This window comes from Leclercia sp. GLN_9, from assembly GCF_043105735.1.
Lineage (GTDB): Bacteria > Pseudomonadota > Gammaproteobacteria > Enterobacterales > Enterobacteriaceae > Enterobacter > Enterobacter adecarboxylatus.
Genome location: NZ_JBICLV010000026.1, coordinates 253,874 through 274,520, shown reverse-complemented (window position 1 = coordinate 274,520; position 20,647 = coordinate 253,874). Strand labels below are relative to the sequence as shown.

Below are 20,647 nucleotides of genomic sequence, written 5' to 3'. Positions count from 1 at the left end.
TTTTTATAGAGACAAATCCTGCAATCGTTCCGACAATGTTGCGGAATCAGACTGCTCAGCGTCGATATCTTCCTTGACCCGTTGATACCAGGTCGTTTCATCCCACAGCTCAAACTTATTGAACTGTCCGACCAGCATCACTTCTTTTGTCAGACCGGCATGCTGCCGCAGCACGGGCGCAATCAATAAACGCCCCGCACTGTCCATCTGACATTCACTGGCATGACCCAATAACAGCCGCTGCACGCGGCGTTCCTGCGGGTTCATGCTCGACAGTCGAGACAGCTTTTGCTCAATGATTTCCCATTCAGGCAAGGGGTAAAGCAGCAGGCAGGCGTGGTTGATGTCAATGGTGCAGACCATTTGACCAGAAGCGCTCTCGTTCAGCTGGTCGCGATATCGGGTTGGTACCGATAAACGCCCTTTGCTGTCGAGATTGACTAACGTCGCTCCACGGAACATGCCAGTCTCACCCCTCCTCACCACTTTAACCCACAAATTCCCACTTAAGGGAGTTTACGGAGCGATGGAAAAGCTTGTCAAGCCAGGACTTCCGCGACATCTGTCTAAATGTCACTGATTTACGAATGGAAGTTCGTCCGGCTATTAACTACCCAACTGGCGCGGCAAAATTAACGTGATGAATAGCTGTGAGAAAAAACGCGAATACGCATATCCGTCTTTAAAATCACGTCTATCATCGCAGGTAAATATATAGTGTCAGTTTGCGACGCGGGCGGCATTTTAAGCCATATTGCGGGGGGATAACAGCGCTAGCTGCGCTGCGGGCGCGAAGCCTGTAGCGGGCAGGCGTAAGCAGGTAACGCCAGGCGAAAAAATGGCTGTTAATTCAGCACTGACTGTCGGTTATGTAACAAAATAATACAATTAAAGGCGCTACTGACAATAAAATAAACATCAAGAGAAGGTTTAAACAATAAAAGGAATTAAAAAGCGTAGCAGGCAAAGGTTTTAAAGGAATTGTCTTAAAAATACTGTGGGAATTAATATGTTGATTCAGGATGAGAATTTCAGGGCAGCTTTCGCTGCCCTGATGTCTTTACGCGCGGCTTAGAATACCGCGACGATAAAGGTTACGACGAATACGGGTCAGTCCCGGTTTCGGCTTACGTGGCTCATCGAGGCTTGCCAGTACAATCTCTAACACCCGCTCGGCCACGTCGCGATGACGCTGCGCTACAGCCAGCACCGGGCACTGCAAGAAATCGAGCAGCTCATGATCGCCAAAGGTCGCAATGGCCAGATCGGATGGCAGCTTGCCTTCACGACGTAAGGTTACGTCCATCACCCCCTGTAACAGTGCAAACGAGGTAGTGAACAGAGCCTGCGGCATCGGATGGGTCTCCAGCCACTTTTCGAACAGCTGGGCCGAGGCCTCGCGTTCATAGCTATTGGCATAGAGGTAATCAACTTTACGGGGATCGTCTTTCCAGGCTGTGCGGAAACCCTGCTCACGCAGGAAGCTCACGGAGAGTTCCGGCAGCGCTCCCAGATAGAGGACATTTTCCGCCGGAAAGGTGCGCAACTCTGCCGCCAGCATTTCAGCATCGTCCTGATCCGCGCCGACCACGCTGGTGAAATGCTCACGATCTAACGCACGGTCGAGGGCGACAATCGGAAACGCATCATTGGCCCAGCGTTGATAGAAAGGATGCTCAGGGGGTAAGGAGGTGGAAACGATAATGGCATCAACCTGGCGCTGCAACAGATGTTCAATACAGCGCATCTCGTTATCGGGCTGATCTTCCGAACAGGCGATCAGCAGTTGATAACCACGCTGACGGGCCTGGCGCTCAAGGTAGTTTGCGATCCGGGTGTAGCTGGTGTTTTCCAGATCCGGGATCACCAGACCGATCGAACGGGTGCGCCCGGCACGTAAACCTGCCGCGACGGCATTCGGATGGTAGTTATGTTCACGAACCACTGCCATGACTTTCTCAACGGTCTTATCGCTGACACGATACTGCTTCGCTTTACCGTTAATCACATAACTTGCCGTTGTTCGCGATACCCCGGCTAGCCTGGCGATTTCATCCAGTTTCACAATTGCCCCTTAAAAAAAAGAAAAGAGTCCATGACCTCGTCAGGGTTATGGCTAAATCTTGTAACATCTAAGCGCAGAATAGCCTGTCCGGCAACCGCTTTTGTCAGTGCAGCGACATCGGTGCACAAAAAAAAGCCCGGTCATTCATACCGGGCAAGCTAGAGGCGAACCTTTTTATCCTTAACGCATCACTTTGTCACCACGGGAAAGTCCCACGACGCCTGAACGCGCCACTTCAACAATTTTGGCGACATCCCGCACCGAGGCGAGGAAGGCGTCCAGTTTATCGCTGGTGCCGGCCAGCTGAACGGTATAGATGGAGGGAGTAACGTCGATGATCTGCCCGCGGAAAATGTCCGCATTACGTTTCACCTCTTCCCGGCCATAACCCGTGGCCTGAATTTTCACCAACATGATCTCACGTTCGACGTAAGCCCCCTGCCCCAGCTCGCTGACGCGTAACACATCAACCAGTTTGTGCAGTTGCTTTTCGATCTGCTCCAGTACCTTTGCATCACCCACCGTCTGGATGGTCATGCGCGAAAGCGTCGGATCGTCCGTTGGGGCAACCGTCAGGCTTTCAATGTTATAGCCGCGCTGTGCGAAAAGCCCAATCACGCGTGATAGCGCCCCGGACTCGTTTTCCAGTAATACAGATAATATCCGGCGCATATCAGGTTCTCTCCGTTTTGCTTAACCACATCTCATCCATACCGCCGCCGCGAATATGCATCGGATAGACATGCTCGGTGCCATCAACCACGACATCGACAAACACCAGGCGGTTATTGTTGACGTGCTCAAGGGCTTCGCTCAGTTTCGTCTCCAGCTCGGCCGGACTGCTGATGCGTATACCGATATGGCCGTAGGCTTCAGCCAGACGAACAAAATCAGGCAGTGACTTCATGTACGACTGCGAATGGCGGCCGGAATAGATCATATCCTGCCACTGCTTCACCATGCCCAGATAGCCGTTGTTCAGGTTAAGGACCAGCACCGGCAGGTCGTACTGCAGGGCAGTGGACAGCTCCTGAATGTTCATCTGAATACTGCCATCGCCGGTCACGCAGACCACCGTTTCATTCGGTAACGCCAGCTTCACGCCCAGCGCGGCAGGCAGGCCAAAGCCCATGGTGCCCAGACCGCCGGAGTTGATCCAGCGACGTGGTTTATCGAACGGGTAATAAAGAGCGGCAAACATCTGGTGCTGCCCCACGTCCGAGGTCACATAAGCCTCGCCTTTTGTCAGTCGCCAGAGGGTTTCAATCACCGCCTGGGGCTTAATGCTCTCGCTTTGCGTGTCGTATTTCAGGCACTGACGCGCGCGCCACTGTTCAATCTGCAGCCACCAGTCGCGGATCTCATCGAGCGGCTGAACGTCGTTTTCCTGCCCAAGCAGTTCCAGCATTTGTTCCAGTACCAGACGGGCATCGCCAACAATGGGCACATCCGCCGGGACGGTTTTGGAAATCGAGGTTGGATCAATATCTATGTGCAGCACGGTCGCGTTGGGGCAGTATTTCGCCAGGTTGTTGGTCGTGCGATCGTCGAAGCGCACCCCTACAGCAAAAATGACGTCGGAATTGTGCATCGTCATGTTGGCTTCGTAGGTGCCATGCATACCCAGCATGCCGAGCGCCTGACGGTGGGTAGCCGGAAACGCGCCTAACCCCATTAATGAAGAGGCCACCGGCAGATTCAACTTTTCGATAAGCGCGCGCAACTGCGATTCACACTTGGCGTTCACCGCCCCGCCGCCAACATACACGACCGGCTTTTTGGCGGTGACAAGGGTCTGCAACGCCCGTTTAATCTGGCCCTTGTGCCCCTGCGTGGTGGGGTTATAAGAGCGCATGCTGACGGATTCCGGCCAGACGTAAGGCAGTTTGTTGGCCGGATTGAGGATATCTTTAGGCAGGTCAACCACGACCGGACCGGGACGCCCGGACGCCGCCAGCCAGAAAGCTTTTTTCAACACGCCGGGGATATCTTCTGTCTGTTTGACCAGGAAACTGTGTTTCACCACGGGTCGGGAGATGCCCACCATGTCGCACTCCTGAAAGGCATCGTAGCCAATCAGCGAGGTCGCCACCTGACCGGAGAGCACCACCATCGGAATGGAGTCCATATAGGCTGTGGCGATACCCGTAATGGCGTTGGTCGCGCCAGGGCCGGATGTCACCAGCACCACGCCAACTTCGCCTGTTGCACGCGCCAGTCCGTCGGCCATATGCACGGCAGCTTGCTCATGACGTACCAGAACATGATCGATACCGCCCACGGTATGTAGCGCATCGTAAATATCGAGGACCGCGCCCCCGGGGTAACCGAACACTTGCTTCACGCCCTGATCGATTAACGATCGGACGACCATTTCGGCGCCAGACAACATCTCCATGATTAGCCTCCAGGCTTATCGTTTCAGACGGACAGGAGAAATATGCACTGCGCCGTCTTTTTTGTCAGGGTTACCCCTGGCGTTTTTTTATTGTGCAGAGTGACAGTTAACATAACCGCTCGCCGGAAGGCAGGCAATTAGCAAACCTGCGCGGAGCCATAAGCACTAAAGAAGAAATATGAGGTATTAATAATTGTTATGGATAAATCAACTACGATAACGAACAGCCGTGAGCATTCATCATTTAAAAAGGGAAAGGTACAGTAATTCATGCAATTTTACTGACCGGAAGCGGCAATGAAAAAAATGGCGACAGAATAAAATTTCACGAACAAAAAGAAAGTCAGGATAAATAACAACAACAGTGCAATTTATCCTGAAGTCGTTTAGCGGCGGCAGACGCTCGCCAGCAGCTCTTCCATCCATTGATGGCCTTTATCGCGTCCGGCAGCTTCATGCCATGAGAGATAACATGTACGCGAGTTCAGGTTCAACGGCAGCGGTAATATCCGCAGATTCAGCGGCCCGGAAAACTCCTCTGCCAGCCAGCGCGGCGCGATAGCAACCAGCTGCGTTTGTGAGACAACATTTAATACGCTGACCATCGCCATGCCCTGATACGCTACGCAGGCCTGTTTATCCGGGGTGTCATACCACGGCTGGCTAAAAGAGGCGTAGCGATCGAGGGCGACAACCGCATGCTCTTCGCTATATATATCGCTCTCCAGCAGCGTACCATGCAGACGTGGATGTGTTTTGCTGGTCACCAGCACCATTTCATCTTTGAATAAAGGTACGCAGGAAAATTCCGGGCGGCGGAACTCTTCATACCCAATCACAAACTCGGTTTCCTGATAACGCAGCTGATGTTCGGTATTCTGGTTAAGCGAAGATTTGAACACCAGGTGAATATTAGGCGCGACCTGCTCAACTTTATTATAAATAAGCGAGGTCATATACGTATCGAGAGGGCTGCAAACGCACAAATGGAAAATACGCTCGCTGCTGGAAGAGTCGAACCCTGACCCAGGCAACTCATTCTGTACAAGCTGCAACGCCTGGCGTACCGATGCAAATAGCTGGAATGCACGCGCAGTAGGCTGGATCCCCCGGCCATAGCGCACAAACAACTCGTCATTAAACATGACTTTGAGTCGGGCAACCGCATTACTGACAGCGGGCTGTGACATCCCCAGCGAATGGGCAGCGCGCGTGATATTTTGCTCCTGCATTACCGCATCAAATACCGTTAGCAGATTCAGATCCACCGTACGGAGCTGTGGTTTTGCCCCCTCGAATGCTGCTGTTTTTTCAACTTTTTCTACAGACATATCCTGCTCCACTGTCACGTTAAACTCCCTTTACTCGTCAGCAACAATCAATTTTGAAAATATGATTTACCACGCATATAAAACAAGAAAAAGGAAAATGTTACAAATTAGGAATATATAAATACCCGTCAACCGTGACAGGGTTGAAAAATAAAACGTGAAAACCTATCCTGACAGGAGGAAACATACTTATAAGTTTATAGGTCGAATGAAAACATAAATTACGCGAATAAACAATATCGCGTTTAGTTAAGGCTTATTTAAGTATTAATGAATTATTAATAGCCTTTTATTTTAAATGATTAACATTTTTTTATCACTACGCCTACCTGTATACGCTTTATAGGTTGAGTATCAAGCTAACATAATGAAAATTAACGCATTCAAAAAACGGCGCCTTTGCATCAAAAGTTTGAACAATTGCAATCAAGTATATGCAAACGATTCTGACTATGTATTCTCCGCGAGCCGCCAGACGAATAAAATTGTTTGAAAGGGAAAAACCAGCACAATAAGCTAATTGTCTGCGATGAAGCTGGCGGGTTGAAAGCGCGTTTTCACCGTGCAGGGGTTGACATCAAACCGCGTATCCAGTACCACTAAAAGCATATCTTATTTATCTGGGGCATGATTCATGATTCACAGCATTCGTTTCACCGGTCTACTACTACTAAACGCATCCACTTTGCGCGGTAGACTGGCGGGCGAAATTCAGCACTGAATCGTTCTCTGGTAAGACAAAAAACCCGCGCCACTGCGCGGGTTTTTTTATGCTCGTAGCAAGGCGCCCAAATTCAGACAAGGACCTAACCCATGAGCCAGCAAGTCATTATTTTCGATACGACCTTACGTGACGGTGAACAGGCATTACAGGCAAGCCTGAGCGTTAAAGAGAAATTGCAGATTGCGCTGGCCCTGGAACGTATGGGTGTAGACGTAATGGAAGTGGGCTTCCCGGTCTCTTCTCCGGGTGATTTTGAATCCGTTCAGACCATTGCCCGTACCATTAAAAACAGCCGCGTGTGCGCCCTGGCGCGTTGCGTCGAAAAAGACATCGATGTGGCGGCTGAGTCGCTGAAAGTGGCTGAAGCCTTCCGAATTCATACCTTTATTGCGACTTCACCAATGCATATCGCCACCAAGCTGCGCAGCACGCTGGATGAGGTGATTGAGCGCTCCATCTATATGGTGAAACATGCCTGTAACTACACCGATGACGTTGAGTTCTCCTGTGAAGATGCAGGCCGTACGCCGATTGACGATCTGGCTCGCGTAGTGGAAGCCGCCATCCGTGCCGGTGCCACTACCATCAACATCCCGGACACCGTCGGCTACACCATGCCGTTCGAATTCTCCAACATCATCACCGGCCTGTATGAGCGTGTGCCGAACATTGATAAAGCAATCATCTCCGTTCACACCCATGACGATTTGGGTCTGGCAGTAGGCAACGCCATCGCCGCGGTTCATGCGGGTGCCCGTCAGGTAGAAGGCGCGATGAACGGTATCGGCGAGCGCGCAGGTAACTGTTCGCTGGAAGAAGTGATCATGGCGATCAAAGTGCGCAAAGACATCATGAATGTGCAGACCCGCATTAATCACCACGAAATCTGGCGCACCAGCCAGACCGTCAGCCAGATCTGCAACATGCCGGTCCCGGCGAATAAAGCGATTGTTGGCACCGGCGCTTTCGCCCACTCCTCCGGTATCCACCAGGACGGCGTGCTGAAGAACCGCGAAAACTACGAAATCATGACCCCGGAATCCATCGGTCTGAACCAGGTCCAGCTGAACCTGACCTCCCGCTCCGGCCGTGCCGCGGTAAAACACCGCATGGAAGAGATGGGTTATAAAGACACCGACTACAACATGGATCACCTGTACGACGCCTTCCTGAAACTGGCCGATAAGAAAGGCCAGGTCTTCGATTACGATCTGGAAGCGCTGGCATTTATCAACAAACAGCAGGAAGAGCCAGAGCATTTCCGTCTGGATTACTTCAGCGTGCAGTCAGGTTCGAGCGATATTGCCACCGCCTCCGTCAAGCTGGCCTGCGGCGATGAGATCAAAGCCGAAGCCGCCAACGGCAACGGGCCTGTCGATGCCATCTATCAGGCCATTAACCGCGTCACCGAGTACGATGTTGAGCTGGTCAAATATGACCTGACGGCCAAAGGCCAGGGTAAAAACGCGCTGGGTCAGGTCGATATCGTGGTCAACTATAACGGCCGCCGCTTCCACGGCGTGGGCCTGGCAACCGATATTGTGGAGTCCTCCGCAAAAGCGATGGTTCACGTCCTGAACAACATCTGGCGTGCCGCCGAAGTGGAAAAAGAGTTGCAACGCAAAGCTCAGAATAAAGAGAACAATAAGGAAACCGTGTAATGTCGAAGAATTACCATATTGCTGTGTTACCGGGCGACGGCATTGGCCCCGAAGTTATGGCACAGGCGCTGAAGGTTCTGGAAGCGATCCGCACCCGTTTTGCGATGAAAATTACCACCAGCCACTATGATGTGGGCGGTATCGCCATCGATAATCACGGCACTCCGTTGCCGCAGGCGACCGTGACCGGCTGTGAGAATGCCGACGCGGTGTTATTTGGCTCCGTGGGTGGCCCGAAATGGGAACACCTGCCACCTGCAGAGCAGCCAGAGCGCGGTGCGCTGCTGCCACTGCGTAAACACTTCAAGCTGTTCAGCAACCTGCGTCCGGCCAAACTGTACCAGGGTCTGGAAGAGTTTTGCCCGCTGCGCGCCGATATCGCAGCTAACGGTTTCGATATTCTTTGCGTTCGCGAGCTGACCGGTGGCATCTACTTTGGTCAGCCAAAAGGCCGCGAAGGCAGCGGCCAGCACGAAAAAGCGTTTGATACCGAGGTGTATCACCGTTTTGAGATCGAACGTATCGCCCGTATCGCGTTCGAATCTGCCCGCAAACGCGGTCATAAAGTGACGTCAATCGATAAAGCCAACGTGCTGCAATCCTCGATCCTGTGGCGTGAAATCGTCAATGAAATCGCTCGTGAATACCCGGACGTGCAGCTGTCGCATATGTATATCGACAACGCCACCATGCAGTTGATTAAAGATCCTTCCCAGTTCGACGTACTGCTGTGCTCCAACCTGTTCGGGGACATTCTCTCTGACGAGTGCGCGATGATCACCGGCTCAATGGGGATGCTGCCGTCTGCCAGCCTGAATGAAGAAGGGTTTGGCCTGTACGAACCGGCAGGCGGCTCAGCACCGGATATCGCGGGCAAGAATATTGCTAACCCAATTGCACAGATCCTGTCTTTAGCGCTGCTGCTGCGCTACAGCCTGGATGCTAACGACGCGGCGACGGCGATTGAAAACGCCATTAACCGTGCACTGGAAGAAGGCATTCGCACCGGTGATTTGGCCCGTGGCGCTGCTGCAGTTACTACCGATGAAATGGGCGACATCATTGCCCGCTATGTCGCTGAAGGGGTGTAATCATGGCGAAGACGTTGTACGAAAAGTTGTTTGATGCGCACGTGGTCTTCGAAGCGCCGAACGAAACCCCGCTGCTCTATATTGACCGCCACCTGGTTCACGAAGTAACTTCGCCGCAGGCGTTTGATGGCCTGCGTGCGCACCATCGTCCGGTGCGTCAGCCTGGCAAAACCTTTGCCACGATGGACCATAACGTCTCGACGCAGACGAAAGACATCAACGCCTCCGGTGAGATGGCGCGTATCCAGATGCAGGAGCTGATCAAGAACTGCAACGAATTCGGCGTGGAACTGTACGACCTGAACCACCCGTATCAGGGCATTGTTCACGTGATGGGGCCAGAACAGGGCATTACCCTGCCAGGCATGACCATCGTCTGCGGGGATTCCCATACCGCCACCCACGGTGCCTTTGGTGCGCTGGCGTTCGGGATCGGTACTTCGGAAGTGGAACACGTTCTGGCGACACAGACCCTGAAACAGGGCCGCGCCAAAACCATGAAGATCGAAGTTACCGGCCAGGCCGCGCCGGGCATTACCGCCAAAGACATCGTGCTGGCGATCATCGGCAAAACCGGTAGCGCAGGCGGCACCGGTCATGTCGTGGAGTTCTGCGGCAGCGCAATCCAGGCCCTGAGCATGGAAGGCCGTATGACCCTGTGCAACATGGCCATTGAAATGGGCGCAAAAGCTGGTCTGGTTGCCCCGGATGAGATCACCTTCGCGTATGTGAAGGATCGTCTGCATGCACCGAAAGGCCAGGATTATGCCGACGCCGTGGCGTACTGGAAGACCCTGAAAACTGACGAGGGCGCGCAGTTTGACACCGTGGTGACACTGCAGGCCGAGGCCATCGCGCCGCAGGTAACCTGGGGAACAAACCCGGGCCAGGTGATCTCCGTTAACGACAGCATTCCTGATCCGGCCTCGTTCGCCGATCCGGTTGAGCGCGCCAGCGCAGAAAAAGCTCTGGCCTATATGGGGCTGAAACCGGGCGTCCCGTTGACCGACGTGGCCATTGATAAAGTGTTTATCGGCTCCTGCACTAACTCGCGTATCGAAGATTTGCGCGCGGCGGCAGAAGTGGCGAAAGGCCGTAAAGTGGCGCCGGGTGTGCAGGCGCTGGTGGTACCAGGCTCCGGCCCGGTAAAAGCGCAGGCGGAAGCCGAAGGCCTGGATAAAATTTTCATTGATGCAGGCTTTGAATGGCGTCTGCCGGGCTGCTCCATGTGCCTGGCCATGAACAACGATCGCCTGAATCCGGGTGAGCGTTGCGCCTCTACCAGTAACCGTAACTTTGAAGGTCGTCAGGGGCGCGGCGGGCGCACACACCTGGTCAGCCCGGCGATGGCCGCGGCAGCCGCAGTGACCGGCCATTTTGCCGATATTCGCAGCCTGAAATAAGGAGACCATCATGGCAGAGAAATTTACCCAACATACTGGCCTGGTGGTCCCTCTGGACGCCGCCAACGTCGATACCGACGCCATTATCCCGAAGCAGTTTTTGCAGAAGGTCACCCGCACCGGTTTTGGCGCCCATCTGTTTAACGACTGGCGTTTCCTGGATGACAAAGGTGAAGTGCCGAACCCGGAGTTCGTGCTGAACTTCCCGGCATTTAAAGGCGCATCGATCCTGCTGGCGCGGGAAAACTTCGGCTGTGGCTCTTCCCGTGAGCATGCGCCCTGGGCCCTGACCGACTACGGTTTCAAAGTCGTGATTGCGCCGAGCTTCGCCGACATCTTCTATGGCAACAGCTTTAACAACCAGCTGCTGCCGGTAACATTAAGCGATGAAGAGGTCGACGAGCTGTTTGCGCTGGTGCAGAGCCAGCCGGGGATAACGTTTGAAGTGGACCTGGAAGCGCAGGAAGTGAAGGCCGGGGATAAAATCTATAGCTTTACTATCGATGCATTCCGTCGCCACTGCATGATCAACGGCCTGGACAGCATCGGGCTGACGCTGCAGCATGAAGATGCAATTGCCGCCTACGAGAACAAACAGCCTGCGTTTATGGGGTGATTTAATGGCCCGCAAAGCGGGCCATTAAAAAAGGTGCCTGAGCCAACCTCAAAGTCTGGAAAGGCGGGGAATTGTCTCCCCCGCCCTTGCCTTAACGTTTCACTTCGTAAGCTAACACTGCCGCCAGCTCTGTCTGTTTCTGTCTGAATCGCAGCTCACACAGCGAGCCGCGAACCATCCAGGTGAAGATCAGTAACGTCATACAGATCATCAACAAACCTAACAGCAGAGTACGTTTTGGCATTCCAGCCTCCTTATTGCTTTCCAGCGATGAAGAGGCTACCCTCACAGGGTTGAGTTGTGTTGGTTGGGTAGCCTCACATTGTACTGACCCCCAAAAGTTGGACAGAATAATCGAGGCATCCCAGAAAGAGTCCATGGAATACATGGGCTCTTTTTTGTTTCCTGCAAAAGTTAAATAAACTCTTCCACAGCAAAATCATCCATTCAACTGCCTCCTACTCCATGCACTTCCTTGTTTCTGCAACCATCTGTACTGCACCAGTTAATTGAGCAAGATCCGATTCTGGTTATTCAGATCTTAGGTGAAGAAAAGATTAATTGAGGTATGTAGAGCATTTTTGCATGCACCGCATTTGCACCTCTATCACTCCGAAGTAGTTATATCTATACATATGCCAAACATCTGCATATACTTAGGATATGCTTTAAGGCTAACCTATCAGGAGAAATACTATGAGAACCGTATCGATATTCAAAAACGGCAACAATCGCGCTATCCGTCTGCCCCGCGACCTGGATTTTGAGGGAGTGAGCGAACTGGAAATCGTCCGGGAAGGTGACAGCATCATCCTTCGTCCCGTTCGTCCAACATGGGGTTCGTTTACTCAGCTCGAAAAAGCCGACTCAGACTTTATGTCCGAACGTGGGGACGTCGTCAGCGATGAAGGACGGTTTGACTTGTGATCAAGACCTATATGCTGGACACCAACATTTGCTCGTTCATCATGCGTGAGCAGCCGGAAGCTGTCATTAAACGGCTGGAGCAGGCAGTGCTGCGGAATCACCGCATCGTGGTTTCGGCCATTACTTATGCAGAGATGCGTTTCGGTGCGATCGGAAAGAAGGCATCTCCCCGCCACGGCCTGCTTGTCGAAGCTTTCTGCGCCCGCCTCGATGCAATCCTCGCCTGGGACCGCGCCGCGGTGGACGCAACCACGGAGATTAAGGCCGCACTGACTGCGGCCGGGACGCCAATCGGTCCGAACGATACGGCGATCGCCGGGCATGCCATCGCCGCCGGCGCAGTGCTGGTAACGAACAATGTACGTGAGTTTGAGCGTGTGCCTGGCCTTGTCCTGGAAGACTGGGCTAACTGACGGCAGAAAGAGTCTTAAAGGTCGGAATGTCCGCTTTGTGCCAGAAGCGGACCTTGCCAGAGACGCATATATTACTTAGTGGGGGGAGATATAAACCAGCCGAAATGACGGCTGTCTGGCATGATGGGGGCAAGTCACCGTCGTCAGGCTACTCCAGCAATGTAAAAATTGCAGGCATCCTCTCTTTTCAGACGCCATTTAACGATGTTGCCTGGGTGAATAGCCCATCACACGTTTAAACGCTTTACCAAATGCACTTTCAGACTCGTAACCCATAGCGTTGGCAATCAGTGCGACGGAGTTACTGGTGTTTTTTAGACGATCGCAGGCCAACAACATGCGCCAGCGGGTAAGGTACTCCATCGGTGAAGTGCCTACTTTTTCTTTGAAATGTCTGGCAAAGCTTGAGCGCGACATACCTATATTTTCAGCCAGCGTTTGCAGCGTCCAGTTATGGCCAGGATCGCTGTGCATCGTGCTAATGGCTGCGCTCAGTTGCTTATCGGCCAGTGCAAAAAGCCAGCCCACACTGGAACGGCTCTCATCACAAAGATGTAAACGCAGCGCCTGTATCAACATGGTGTAAGCCATCTGCTGGATAATCAATGCACTACCGGGTTGCGGGTTAAGCACTTCTTTTGTCATGTGTTCAAGCGACCATCTCATCGCCGTTTTATCAACTTCTTTTTTGATATGCACAATCGGTGGTAGTGCGCCCAACAACATACTGGCGTGATGCCCACTCAGAACAAAATGCCCCCCCACCACGAAACATCCATCGGGCCCGCCGCCATCAGCCGTGTTACCCAATTTCCTTTCCGCGCGAAGAGTACAGAAATCGACAGGCTCAACAGACAGACTGGTTGCGAGGGTAAAGGACGGTCCGGGCGGCAAAAGATAGCAATCACCGGTAGTGAGCAGCAGATTGTCGGCTATTCCTTCAACGGATAACCAGCATTGACCAGACACCACGGAGTAGCACTTTATGCCCTCATGATGAGGCCAGACAATCGCCATGTTTTGTTTCAGTGCAAGTCCGCCCGAAGCGTAGCTCTGGGGTTTAAGTAACGATAGGAGTTCTGAGAGCGGATCCATACAACCTCGGGACGATTGGACGATTGGACGATTAATAGCGACTTTCAAGCATAGCCAGTATTAACGTGGATCCCTATATTGATTGTCAATCGGCGACAAGCCTTTCCTGACATAAGGTAATTACATATGCGTATTTTTCTTACCGGTGCGACCGGATTTATCGGCTCACACATTGCTCGTGAACTCATTGTTCGGGGACATCAGGTGCTTGGTTTAGTCAGAAGCGCTGAAGGGGCAAAACATCTTGCTGCCACAGGCGCTGAGCCCTACTTCGGTAATTTAGACGATCTGGAGAGCCTGCAGCGCGGATCCGCTTTGGCGGATGGCGTGATCCATACGGCCTTTAATCACGATTTCTCTACCTTTGTTGCCAACTGTGAAAATGATCGACGTGTGATTGAAGCACTAGGAGCCGCGCTGGAAGGGACTCAGAAACCCTTAATTATTACCTCGGGCGTTGCAATGGGCGCGACAGGCCATACTACCCTGGCAACAGAAAATAACTTCAATGCCGAAAATCCCAACCCTCGCCGGGCCACGGAATTAGCAGGACTTGCCGTTGCGAAGCGCGGTGTTAGCGTCTCGGTAGTACGCCTGCCGCAGGTTCACGACATAAATAAACAAGGATTAATTACAGAACTGATTAAAATTGCCCGCCAGAAAGGCGTATCCGGGTATGTCGAAGATGGTCAAAACCGATGGTCAGCGGTGCATATCAGCGATGTGGCTGAAGTCTATTTACGCGCACTAGAGAAAAATATTCCTGACAGTCGTTATCACGCGGTAGCCGAAGAAGGGATCCCACTACGCAGTCTGGCTGAGGTTATCGGTTATGCTCTGAAGGTGCCGGTTAAGCGTATCGCAGCTAAAGATGCAAAAGAACATTTTGGCTGGATGAGTTTGCTTATTAACCATGATATGTCGGCTTCCGGTACGCTTACCCAGGAACGTCTGGCATGGAAACCTGTTGGCCCAGGGATGATTGAGGATCTTCTAATGATTCACTCTGCCAGCAATAATCCAACGGAATAAAAAGCGTCACCGTTTTAATGGTCAGTTTATTACGCAGACGTTGCGACCATAACGGATAGTCGCAACGTCGGGGTTGTGCCAAAAGCGGACATTACTCAAGGAAGGGGGAGGATCCAGGAACCCCTGTACCCAAGCAATAGAGGAAATCACCAAAAATGTCACCAAGTGTCATTATGTGCACTAAGTGACTATCCGTGCTGTAATGTAAGTGCCGAACTACATTACGTTAATGGAGACATGATTATGGGTACGAGGGTTTTAGTTTTAGGAGCGACCGGCTCCGTGGGTTCAAAGGTAGTGACAGAATTTGACAAAAACAGCGATGGCGTTGAGGTCATTCTGTCATCCAGCCGACCGGAAACAACCAGAAAATGGCAGAACGAGGGGCGAAATGCGGTAACGCTGGACCTTAACGATCCTGAGACATTTGCTCCTGCTTTAGCAAACGTTGACAGGGTATTTCTGTTAACGGGGTATACGGCGGATATGCTCTATCAGAGCAAAAAATTTGTGGATGCTGCGGTTGATGCGGGCGTAAAACACATTGTCCACTTGGGTGTTTTCACATCCCGCCGGGATATTCAGCCACACTTCGTATGGCATGACTTAATCGAAACCTACATTCAGGCAAGCGGCTTAGCCTGGACTCACCTTCACCCGAACATTATCACAGATACGATACTGGCCCGAACTCCATCAGTTAAAGAAACGGGGTCCTTTATGGGCTATCCTGGTGACGTTCCCGTAGGCTGGGTTTGTACCGCCGATATTGCCGCCGTAGCCGCGGCGGTCTTGCGTGAAGGTCCGAAGAAGCATGGCGGGCAGGATTACCACCTGAGCGTTGAAGTTCTTCGTGGAACAGAAGTGGCAGATATCTTATCCAGACATCTTGGAAAGGAAATAAAATACGAGCCAATTGAGCCGGCAGGCCAGCGGTCTTATCTTTCTTCAATTGAGGATACAGGATCCCGTTACTACATGCAGAGTGCTGCCATTACGATGGAACTGGCGGCCGAAGGACGACTGGCCTATCAGGCTGTGGTTAAAGATGATGTTCAGAAAGTACTGGGTCGGGCGGGCACCAAAATGGATGAATGGGTCCGCCAGAACTTGGGTTAAACGGCTGTGATTTGCCTGAGCCTTTTTACCCTGTAATATCATGGAGTCCACCGGAGAGATTAGGTGGACTCTTTCTTTAACCTGTAGCGCACTGAGCTAACGCTAATCCAGATAAATTAAAAATATGAATACACGCGCTTTGGCCCGAAAGGCCATAAAAGAACAGATTGCTGTTTCTGCATTTGAGCTTTTTCAGCAATACGGCTATGAAAAAACCACGGTAGAAATGATTGCTCATACCGTGGGGATGTCAAAGCGTTCCTACTTCAGGTACTTCCCTACTAAAGAGGACGTGCTTCTGGATTCTGTTCATCTTTTTAAAAGCCGCTTTCTGGAACGATTCAGAGAACTTTTGGCTTCGGAAGACATTTGGGAAGCGCTCAAACACGCGCTTAATGAATTTGCGGTGAACTGTGCTGAACCCGGAGGCGGAGAAATACAGGCCTTTATTCGTAAAACCCCCGCTTTACTGGCGCGACAACTCGAAATCATTGAAATATTGCTTGAAGAAACAACTGAGTTATATCTGACAGAGCGCAACGTCGACACAACATTCAACAGACAGACGGTTAACGCAGTTATCCGCTCGGGTTTCGCCTGCCTGCAGTCCTCACAAAGCGGTGCTTCAGTAAAAGTGTCAGAGAAGGAATTCTCTGATCTCATGACCGCCATGAAGCCTCGTGTCCTGATAAATCCCAGCCCTTCCGGTGTGTAACTTATGTCCGCTGTTCGCTCAGAGCGGACATATTGTTTTCTGAAGACGTCAGCTATCCGGTCTTCAATGCCATGAAGATGACCATCCGGGACTAATAACAGACATTACTGACATCATTTTTTATCGCAACGCACGTTATCTAAAATTACTTTGCTGACTATTCTGCTTTTCATGAGGTAAATCCGGTAAAGGCTGCAACCCGTTGTTAGTCCGAATGATATTGATAAGCTCACGCAGAGCGGGATGGACGTATCGACGAGAACTGTAATACATGTGAAAAGGATCGCCATATGCAGAATGCGTGGGCATGACATTGATAAGAGTCCCCTCTGTAAGCTCTGCCTGAACACGCGATTCCAGCACATAAGCCAGACCAATCCCGGCTTTGGCCGCTGCAATTGTTGTCGCCGTGTCTTTCAGAGTGATAGAACCCGGTACACGCATACTGAAATTTCCTTCAGGCGCATCAAACTCCCAGCGGAAACTGGCATTATTCCCAAGTAACAGCTGTATGCAGTTATGCGCGGATAATTCAGTTGGCCTGTTCGGTGTTCCATAACGATTTACATAATCAGGTGAGCCTACCACTATCCAGCGCTGAGAGCCGGTCAGGGCCACGGCGACCATGTCTTCGGGTACCAGATGCCCATACCGCATACCTGCATCAAATCCTTCGGCGGTGATATCGACAGGCCGGTCTTCTACGACAACAGTCAGCCGGACATCAGGCCACCTTGTCGCAAACTCTTTCAGGGAAGGCGAAATCAATTGCGCAGCAGCGTCGGCAAAGACGTTAATACGCAATACACCAAAGCGTCCACGGCCAGGCGCGTTGACAGTATCCAGCGCAGAAGAAATCGTATCAAATCCGCACGAAAGCTTTTCAGCTATCTCCTGGCCCAGCGCCGTTGCCGATACCGATCGGCTGGTTCTGTTTAGCAGTCTGGCTCCCAGCCGGGTTTCAAGTCGCCTGATGGCATGGCTTACGGCTGAAGATGACAGACCAAGTTCAATGGCGGCGAGTTTAAAACTTCGGCACCGTAAAACAGTCACGAATGCCTGAAGATCAGCGAAATCAATACGCTCCATTTATATGATGAACCTCATTAATCGATTCAGTGAATCTGGCACATCTTTTAGCATAAGAATTCAGTGCCCGTAAACGCTAAGCTTTGTGATTACAGTCATATACGCAGGTGATTAAAGCCGAAGCGTACAGTTCACCCAGTGAGGGATACTCGTGAAAAAAAGAATTCTTGGTAAAACCGGAAAAAGCATATCTGAAATTGGCTTCGGAGCCTGGGCTATTGGTGGGACCTGGGGGGAAGTCAGCCTGGAGGATGCCAGAGGTGCCTTGCATGCAGCACTGGACGCGGGTATGACCTTTATCGATACCGCTGACGTTTACGGTGACGGGCGTTCTGAAAAAATCATTGCCGAGGTATTGAAAGAGCGGGGCGGCGAACGTCCTTTTGTTGCGACTAAAATTGGCCGCCGTCTTTCCCCCCATGTAGCCTCGGGTTACACAGAAAAAAATCTCAACGAGTTTGTCGATCGCTCCCGCGATAATTTGCAAACAGAAACGCTGGACCTGGTTCAGCTGCACTGTCCGCCAACCGAAATTTATTACACGCCTGAAGTTTTCGCCGTTATGGATGAAATGATGAAGGCAGGAAAAATTCGCAGCTATGGGGTTTCTGTTGAAAAAGTGGAAGAGGGGCTTAAGGCACTTGAGTACCCGAACGTTTCATCCATTCAACTGATTTACAACATTTTCAGGCAGCGTCCTGCTGAGTTGCTGCTGCGTGAGGCCAGGCGTCGGGAGGTGGGGATCATTGCTCGCGTCCCGCTGGCTTCAGGCCTGCTGACCGGCAAAATGAAAACGGACACAGTATTCTCAGCCGATGACCATCGATCTTTTAATCGTAATGGAGAGCAGTTTGATAAGGGGGAAACCTTTGCCGGTGTGCCTTTCGACGTTGCGCTCGATGCCGTGGAGGAAATACGACGCCTTGTACCGGGTGATATCACAATGGCCGCCTTCGCCCTGCGCTGGATTCTCATGAATGAGGATGTTTCTGTCGTGATCCCTGGTGCCAAAAACAAGGCTCAGTCAGAGGCTAATGCGCAGGCAGGGAGTATCAATGCTCTTTCAGAGGAAGTGATGACCGCCCTGCAAAAGATTTACCAGCAAAAAATATCCCCATGGGTTCATCAGCGCTGGTAGATACCTATTTAAAATTTATACCGAAAACAGAAAGTTCAGCTGAGTGGTGTATGCGGATGCAATACGTCACGGCCTGTTTTACGCTGAGCAAAAAATTGATCTGTCCCGGCTGAAACCTCTGTAGCTACAGGTCGCCACCGGACTTTGTGAAAAATTCAGCCCACAGGACGGGACGCGATAGCCTGTTGGATCTATTGACAGGCATTTATGAATAAGAAAAAGGTAACGGACTGGCGTGAGCTCATGAAGGACTGGGCGGTGCTCCGGGAAATTGTCATAGCCATAATGGCGATGATCCACGAGCTGACTTACCCTTTTCTTTTTCTGCGGTTGCGCTAACCTGTGCGGCTCGCTTTTATATGGATGCTGTCACGCACGATGCAAAAATTCACGCTTCTTTTACTCAGCCTGGTGCTTCTGGGTCCGCTGGGCATTGATCTCTACCTGCCTACCCTGCCAGACATTGCGCTGGGGCTGAACACGCCTGTGACCACGATCCAGACAACCATTCCCCTGTTTTTGCTGGTAATGGGTTTAGGTCAGATTGTTGCGGGTCCGTTGGTTGATAATTTTGGCCGTAAACCTGTAGCCATAACCGGGATCCTGCTTTATCTGCTGGGCAGTATTCTGGCTGCCACTGCAACCGGCTGGCCGCAGTTCCTTAGCGCGCGTATTGTTCAGGGTTGCGCGGTTTGCTGTACCGCCGTGGTGGCGTTCAGCGGCGTGAGGGATCGCCTTGAGGGCGAGGAAGCGGCACGAGCCTACGGTTTTCTTAACGGTGCCCTGAATATTGTTCCGGCACTGGCACCGATGCTGGGTGGTTTCCTGGCCGGTGCGTTTGGCTGGCGTGCCCCCTTCTGGTTTCTTGCCAGTTATGTGCTGGTCATTGGCCTGATGATCCTGCGTTTCCTGCCTGAAACACGTCCGGCCGGAACGCTGGCAGTCAAGGCACTTCCGCTTGTCCAGTACGCCAGAATCCTACGTGAACCCCGCTTCCTTGCTTTTACGTTTGCTAATGCGGGTGCAATGGGCATGGTGCTGACCTACGTGTCGCTGGCTCCGCAGGTGCTGATGACCGAAGGAAAACTCTCTGCCCTGCAGTTTTCCATAGCCTTTGGCGCTAATGGCTTCTGGATTATGCTGGGCAGCGTGCTGGTAAATAAAATCATCCGCAAACTGGGCCGGTCCATCTGTCTGGCTTTTGGTAGTCTGGCAATGGCCTGTGGTGCTGTGACGATGCTGGCAGGCATGGCCATCTTCCCGGCAGAGATGCAAACCAGCTGGGCGTTGTATATGTTCCCGGTGGCTATTTCGGTAGCCGGTCTGGCCTTTACGGTCGGCCCGGCAACCAGCTTTGCACTGGAACCTTATAAACAGCAGGCTGGCGTGGCTTCGGCCCTGGCGGGATTTATTCAGATGGCGGGCGGCTCCTCTGCCGGTTTACTGGCGATGGCTCTGCCGGTAAACGAGAAGCTTGCGCTGAGTGCGATGATGATTATGGGTGCCGTACTGGCAGCGCTGGCGTGGAAATGCAGCAGGAATGTGCACGGTACGCTTACCGCGCTGAAAACCAAATAACCCCGACCGGTACCCGCGGAGCAAGCGCACACGTCAGCTCATTACCAACGGTACCGGCAGCGTACGCATCATCATTAATCAGGACCTTTTTACCCCACAATTTCACCCTGTTGCCGATACCTGCCTGCTGGTAAGGGATCAAATCCACAGTAATTATATCCACTGAAACTGCCCCAGCCACCTGCGTTCCGGCCCCATCAGTCCAGACCGGAGGGACCTGTGGGCGCGTAGCGGGTATTCCTGCCAGAACAA

21 protein-coding genes are annotated in these 20,647 nt (G+C 52.1%); 12 read left to right on the top strand and 9 right to left on the bottom strand.

Annotation, left to right across the window (positions count from 1 at the left end; translation table 11 throughout):
* Positions 1-3 precede the first annotated feature (3 nt).
* The 5 genes from mraZ to leuO all read right to left on the bottom strand — a co-directional run bounded on the left by mraZ (position 4) and on the right by leuO (position 5,794).
* Positions 4-462, bottom strand: a complete 459-nt coding sequence (gene mraZ, locus ACF8PE_RS18065; RefSeq protein WP_032616527.1) for a division/cell wall cluster transcriptional repressor MraZ — start codon at positions 460-462, stop codon at positions 4-6.
* 598 nt (positions 463-1,060) lie between these two features.
* Positions 1,061-2,065, bottom strand: a complete 1,005-nt coding sequence (gene cra, locus ACF8PE_RS18060; RefSeq protein ID WP_032616526.1) for a catabolite repressor/activator — start codon at positions 2,063-2,065, stop codon at positions 1,061-1,063.
* 180 nt (positions 2,066-2,245) lie between these two features.
* Positions 2,246-2,737, bottom strand: coding sequence for an acetolactate synthase small subunit (ilvN, locus tag ACF8PE_RS18055; RefSeq protein WP_032616525.1), 492 nt, complete (start codon positions 2,735-2,737; stop codon positions 2,246-2,248).
* Position 2,738: 1 nt separating this feature from the next.
* Positions 2,739-4,463, bottom strand: coding sequence for an acetolactate synthase 3 large subunit (ilvI, locus tag ACF8PE_RS18050; RefSeq protein ID WP_032616524.1), 1,725 nt, complete (start codon positions 4,461-4,463; stop codon positions 2,739-2,741).
* 386 nt (positions 4,464-4,849) lie between these two features.
* Positions 4,850-5,794, bottom strand: a complete 945-nt coding sequence (gene leuO / locus ACF8PE_RS18045; protein WP_032616522.1) for a transcriptional regulator LeuO — start codon at positions 5,792-5,794, stop codon at positions 4,850-4,852.
* 634 nt (positions 5,795-6,428) lie between these two features.
* On the opposite strand from leuO, the gene leuL reads away from it, so the two are divergent.
* From leuL to leuD, 5 genes are all read left to right on the top strand, one after another.
* On the top strand, positions 6,429-6,515 hold the full coding sequence (leuL, locus tag ACF8PE_RS18040; protein WP_071886489.1) for a leu operon leader peptide: 87 nt from the start codon (positions 6,429-6,431) through the stop codon (positions 6,513-6,515).
* A 92-nt stretch (positions 6,516-6,607) separates the two neighbouring features.
* Positions 6,608-8,179, top strand: coding sequence for a 2-isopropylmalate synthase (gene leuA, locus ACF8PE_RS18035; RefSeq protein WP_392495141.1), 1,572 nt, complete (start codon positions 6,608-6,610; stop codon positions 8,177-8,179).
* Positions 8,179-9,270 (top strand): 3-isopropylmalate dehydrogenase, encoded by a 1,092-nt coding sequence (gene leuB / locus ACF8PE_RS18030; protein ID WP_059308730.1) that lies wholly within the window; start codon positions 8,179-8,181, stop codon positions 9,268-9,270. The genes leuA and leuB overlap by 1 nt, the downstream gene beginning before the upstream one ends.
* A 2-nt stretch (positions 9,271-9,272) precedes the next feature.
* A complete protein-coding gene (gene leuC / locus ACF8PE_RS18025; RefSeq protein WP_032616519.1) occupies positions 9,273-10,673 on the top strand; it encodes a 3-isopropylmalate dehydratase large subunit in 1,401 nt (466 codons plus the stop codon).
* A gap of 10 nt (positions 10,674-10,683) precedes the next feature.
* On the top strand, positions 10,684-11,289 hold the full coding sequence (gene leuD, locus ACF8PE_RS18020; protein ID WP_032616518.1) for a 3-isopropylmalate dehydratase small subunit: 606 nt from the start codon (positions 10,684-10,686) through the stop codon (positions 11,287-11,289).
* Positions 11,290-11,380: 91 nt separating this feature from the next.
* On the opposite strand, the gene ACF8PE_RS18015 is transcribed toward leuD, so the two are convergent.
* On the bottom strand, positions 11,381-11,533 hold the full coding sequence (locus tag ACF8PE_RS18015) for a Hok/Gef family protein (RefSeq protein ID WP_059308732.1): 153 nt from the start codon (positions 11,531-11,533) through the stop codon (positions 11,381-11,383).
* Positions 11,534-11,985: 452 nt separating this feature from the next.
* On the opposite strand from ACF8PE_RS18015, the gene vapB reads away from it, so the two are divergent.
* Both vapB and ACF8PE_RS18005 read left to right on the top strand, forming a co-directional pair.
* The gene (vapB, locus tag ACF8PE_RS18010) at positions 11,986-12,216 is read left to right on the top strand and encodes a type II toxin-antitoxin system VapB family antitoxin (protein ID WP_032616516.1); all 231 of its coding nucleotides are present in this window, start codon (positions 11,986-11,988) and stop codon (positions 12,214-12,216) included.
* Entirely contained in the window at positions 12,213-12,629 is a 417-nt protein-coding gene (locus ACF8PE_RS18005; protein WP_015387203.1) for a type II toxin-antitoxin system VapC family toxin, read from the top strand. Before vapB ends, ACF8PE_RS18005 begins: the two co-directional genes overlap by 4 nt.
* A 198-nt stretch (positions 12,630-12,827) precedes the next feature.
* On the opposite strand, the gene ACF8PE_RS18000 is transcribed toward ACF8PE_RS18005, so the two are convergent.
* Positions 12,828-13,724 (bottom strand): AraC family transcriptional regulator, encoded by an 897-nt coding sequence (locus tag ACF8PE_RS18000; protein WP_059308733.1) that lies wholly within the window; start codon positions 13,722-13,724, stop codon positions 12,828-12,830.
* A gap of 126 nt (positions 13,725-13,850) precedes the next feature.
* Between ACF8PE_RS18000 and ACF8PE_RS17995 the strand changes: the two genes are divergently transcribed.
* From ACF8PE_RS17995 to ACF8PE_RS17985, 3 genes are all read left to right on the top strand, one after another.
* Entirely contained in the window at positions 13,851-14,756 is a 906-nt protein-coding gene (locus ACF8PE_RS17995; protein ID WP_059308734.1) for an SDR family oxidoreductase, read from the top strand.
* Positions 14,757-14,993: 237 nt separating this feature from the next.
* Positions 14,994-15,875: an NmrA family NAD(P)-binding protein gene (locus ACF8PE_RS17990; protein WP_071886490.1), complete on the top strand. Its 882-nt coding sequence runs from the start codon at positions 14,994-14,996 to the stop codon at positions 15,873-15,875.
* A gap of 124 nt (positions 15,876-15,999) precedes the next feature.
* Positions 16,000-16,590, top strand: coding sequence for a TetR/AcrR family transcriptional regulator (locus ACF8PE_RS17985; RefSeq protein WP_059308736.1), 591 nt, complete (start codon positions 16,000-16,002; stop codon positions 16,588-16,590).
* 135 nt (positions 16,591-16,725) lie between these two features.
* Here the strand turns inward: ACF8PE_RS17985 and ACF8PE_RS17980 are convergent, their stop codons facing one another.
* A complete protein-coding gene (locus ACF8PE_RS17980) occupies positions 16,726-17,679 on the bottom strand; it encodes a LysR family transcriptional regulator (RefSeq protein ID WP_191153149.1) in 954 nt (317 codons plus the stop codon).
* A 151-nt stretch (positions 17,680-17,830) separates the two neighbouring features.
* Here ACF8PE_RS17980 and ACF8PE_RS17975 point away from each other — a divergent pair, with 151 nt between their 5' ends.
* Together ACF8PE_RS17975 and ACF8PE_RS17970 are read left to right on the top strand one after the other, a co-directional pair.
* Positions 17,831-18,817, top strand: coding sequence for an aldo/keto reductase (locus tag ACF8PE_RS17975; protein WP_151583593.1), 987 nt, complete (start codon positions 17,831-17,833; stop codon positions 18,815-18,817).
* A 378-nt stretch (positions 18,818-19,195) separates the two neighbouring features.
* The gene (locus tag ACF8PE_RS17970) at positions 19,196-20,395 is read left to right on the top strand and encodes a multidrug effflux MFS transporter (RefSeq protein WP_191153150.1); all 1,200 of its coding nucleotides are present in this window, start codon (positions 19,196-19,198) and stop codon (positions 20,393-20,395) included.
* On the opposite strand, the gene ACF8PE_RS17965 is transcribed toward ACF8PE_RS17970, so the two are convergent.
* Positions 20,373-20,633, bottom strand: coding sequence for an alanine racemase C-terminal domain-containing protein (locus ACF8PE_RS17965; protein WP_392495160.1), 261 nt, complete (start codon positions 20,631-20,633; stop codon positions 20,373-20,375). The genes ACF8PE_RS17970 and ACF8PE_RS17965 overlap by 23 nt on opposite strands.
* Between the last annotated feature and the right edge of the window lie 14 nt (positions 20,634-20,647).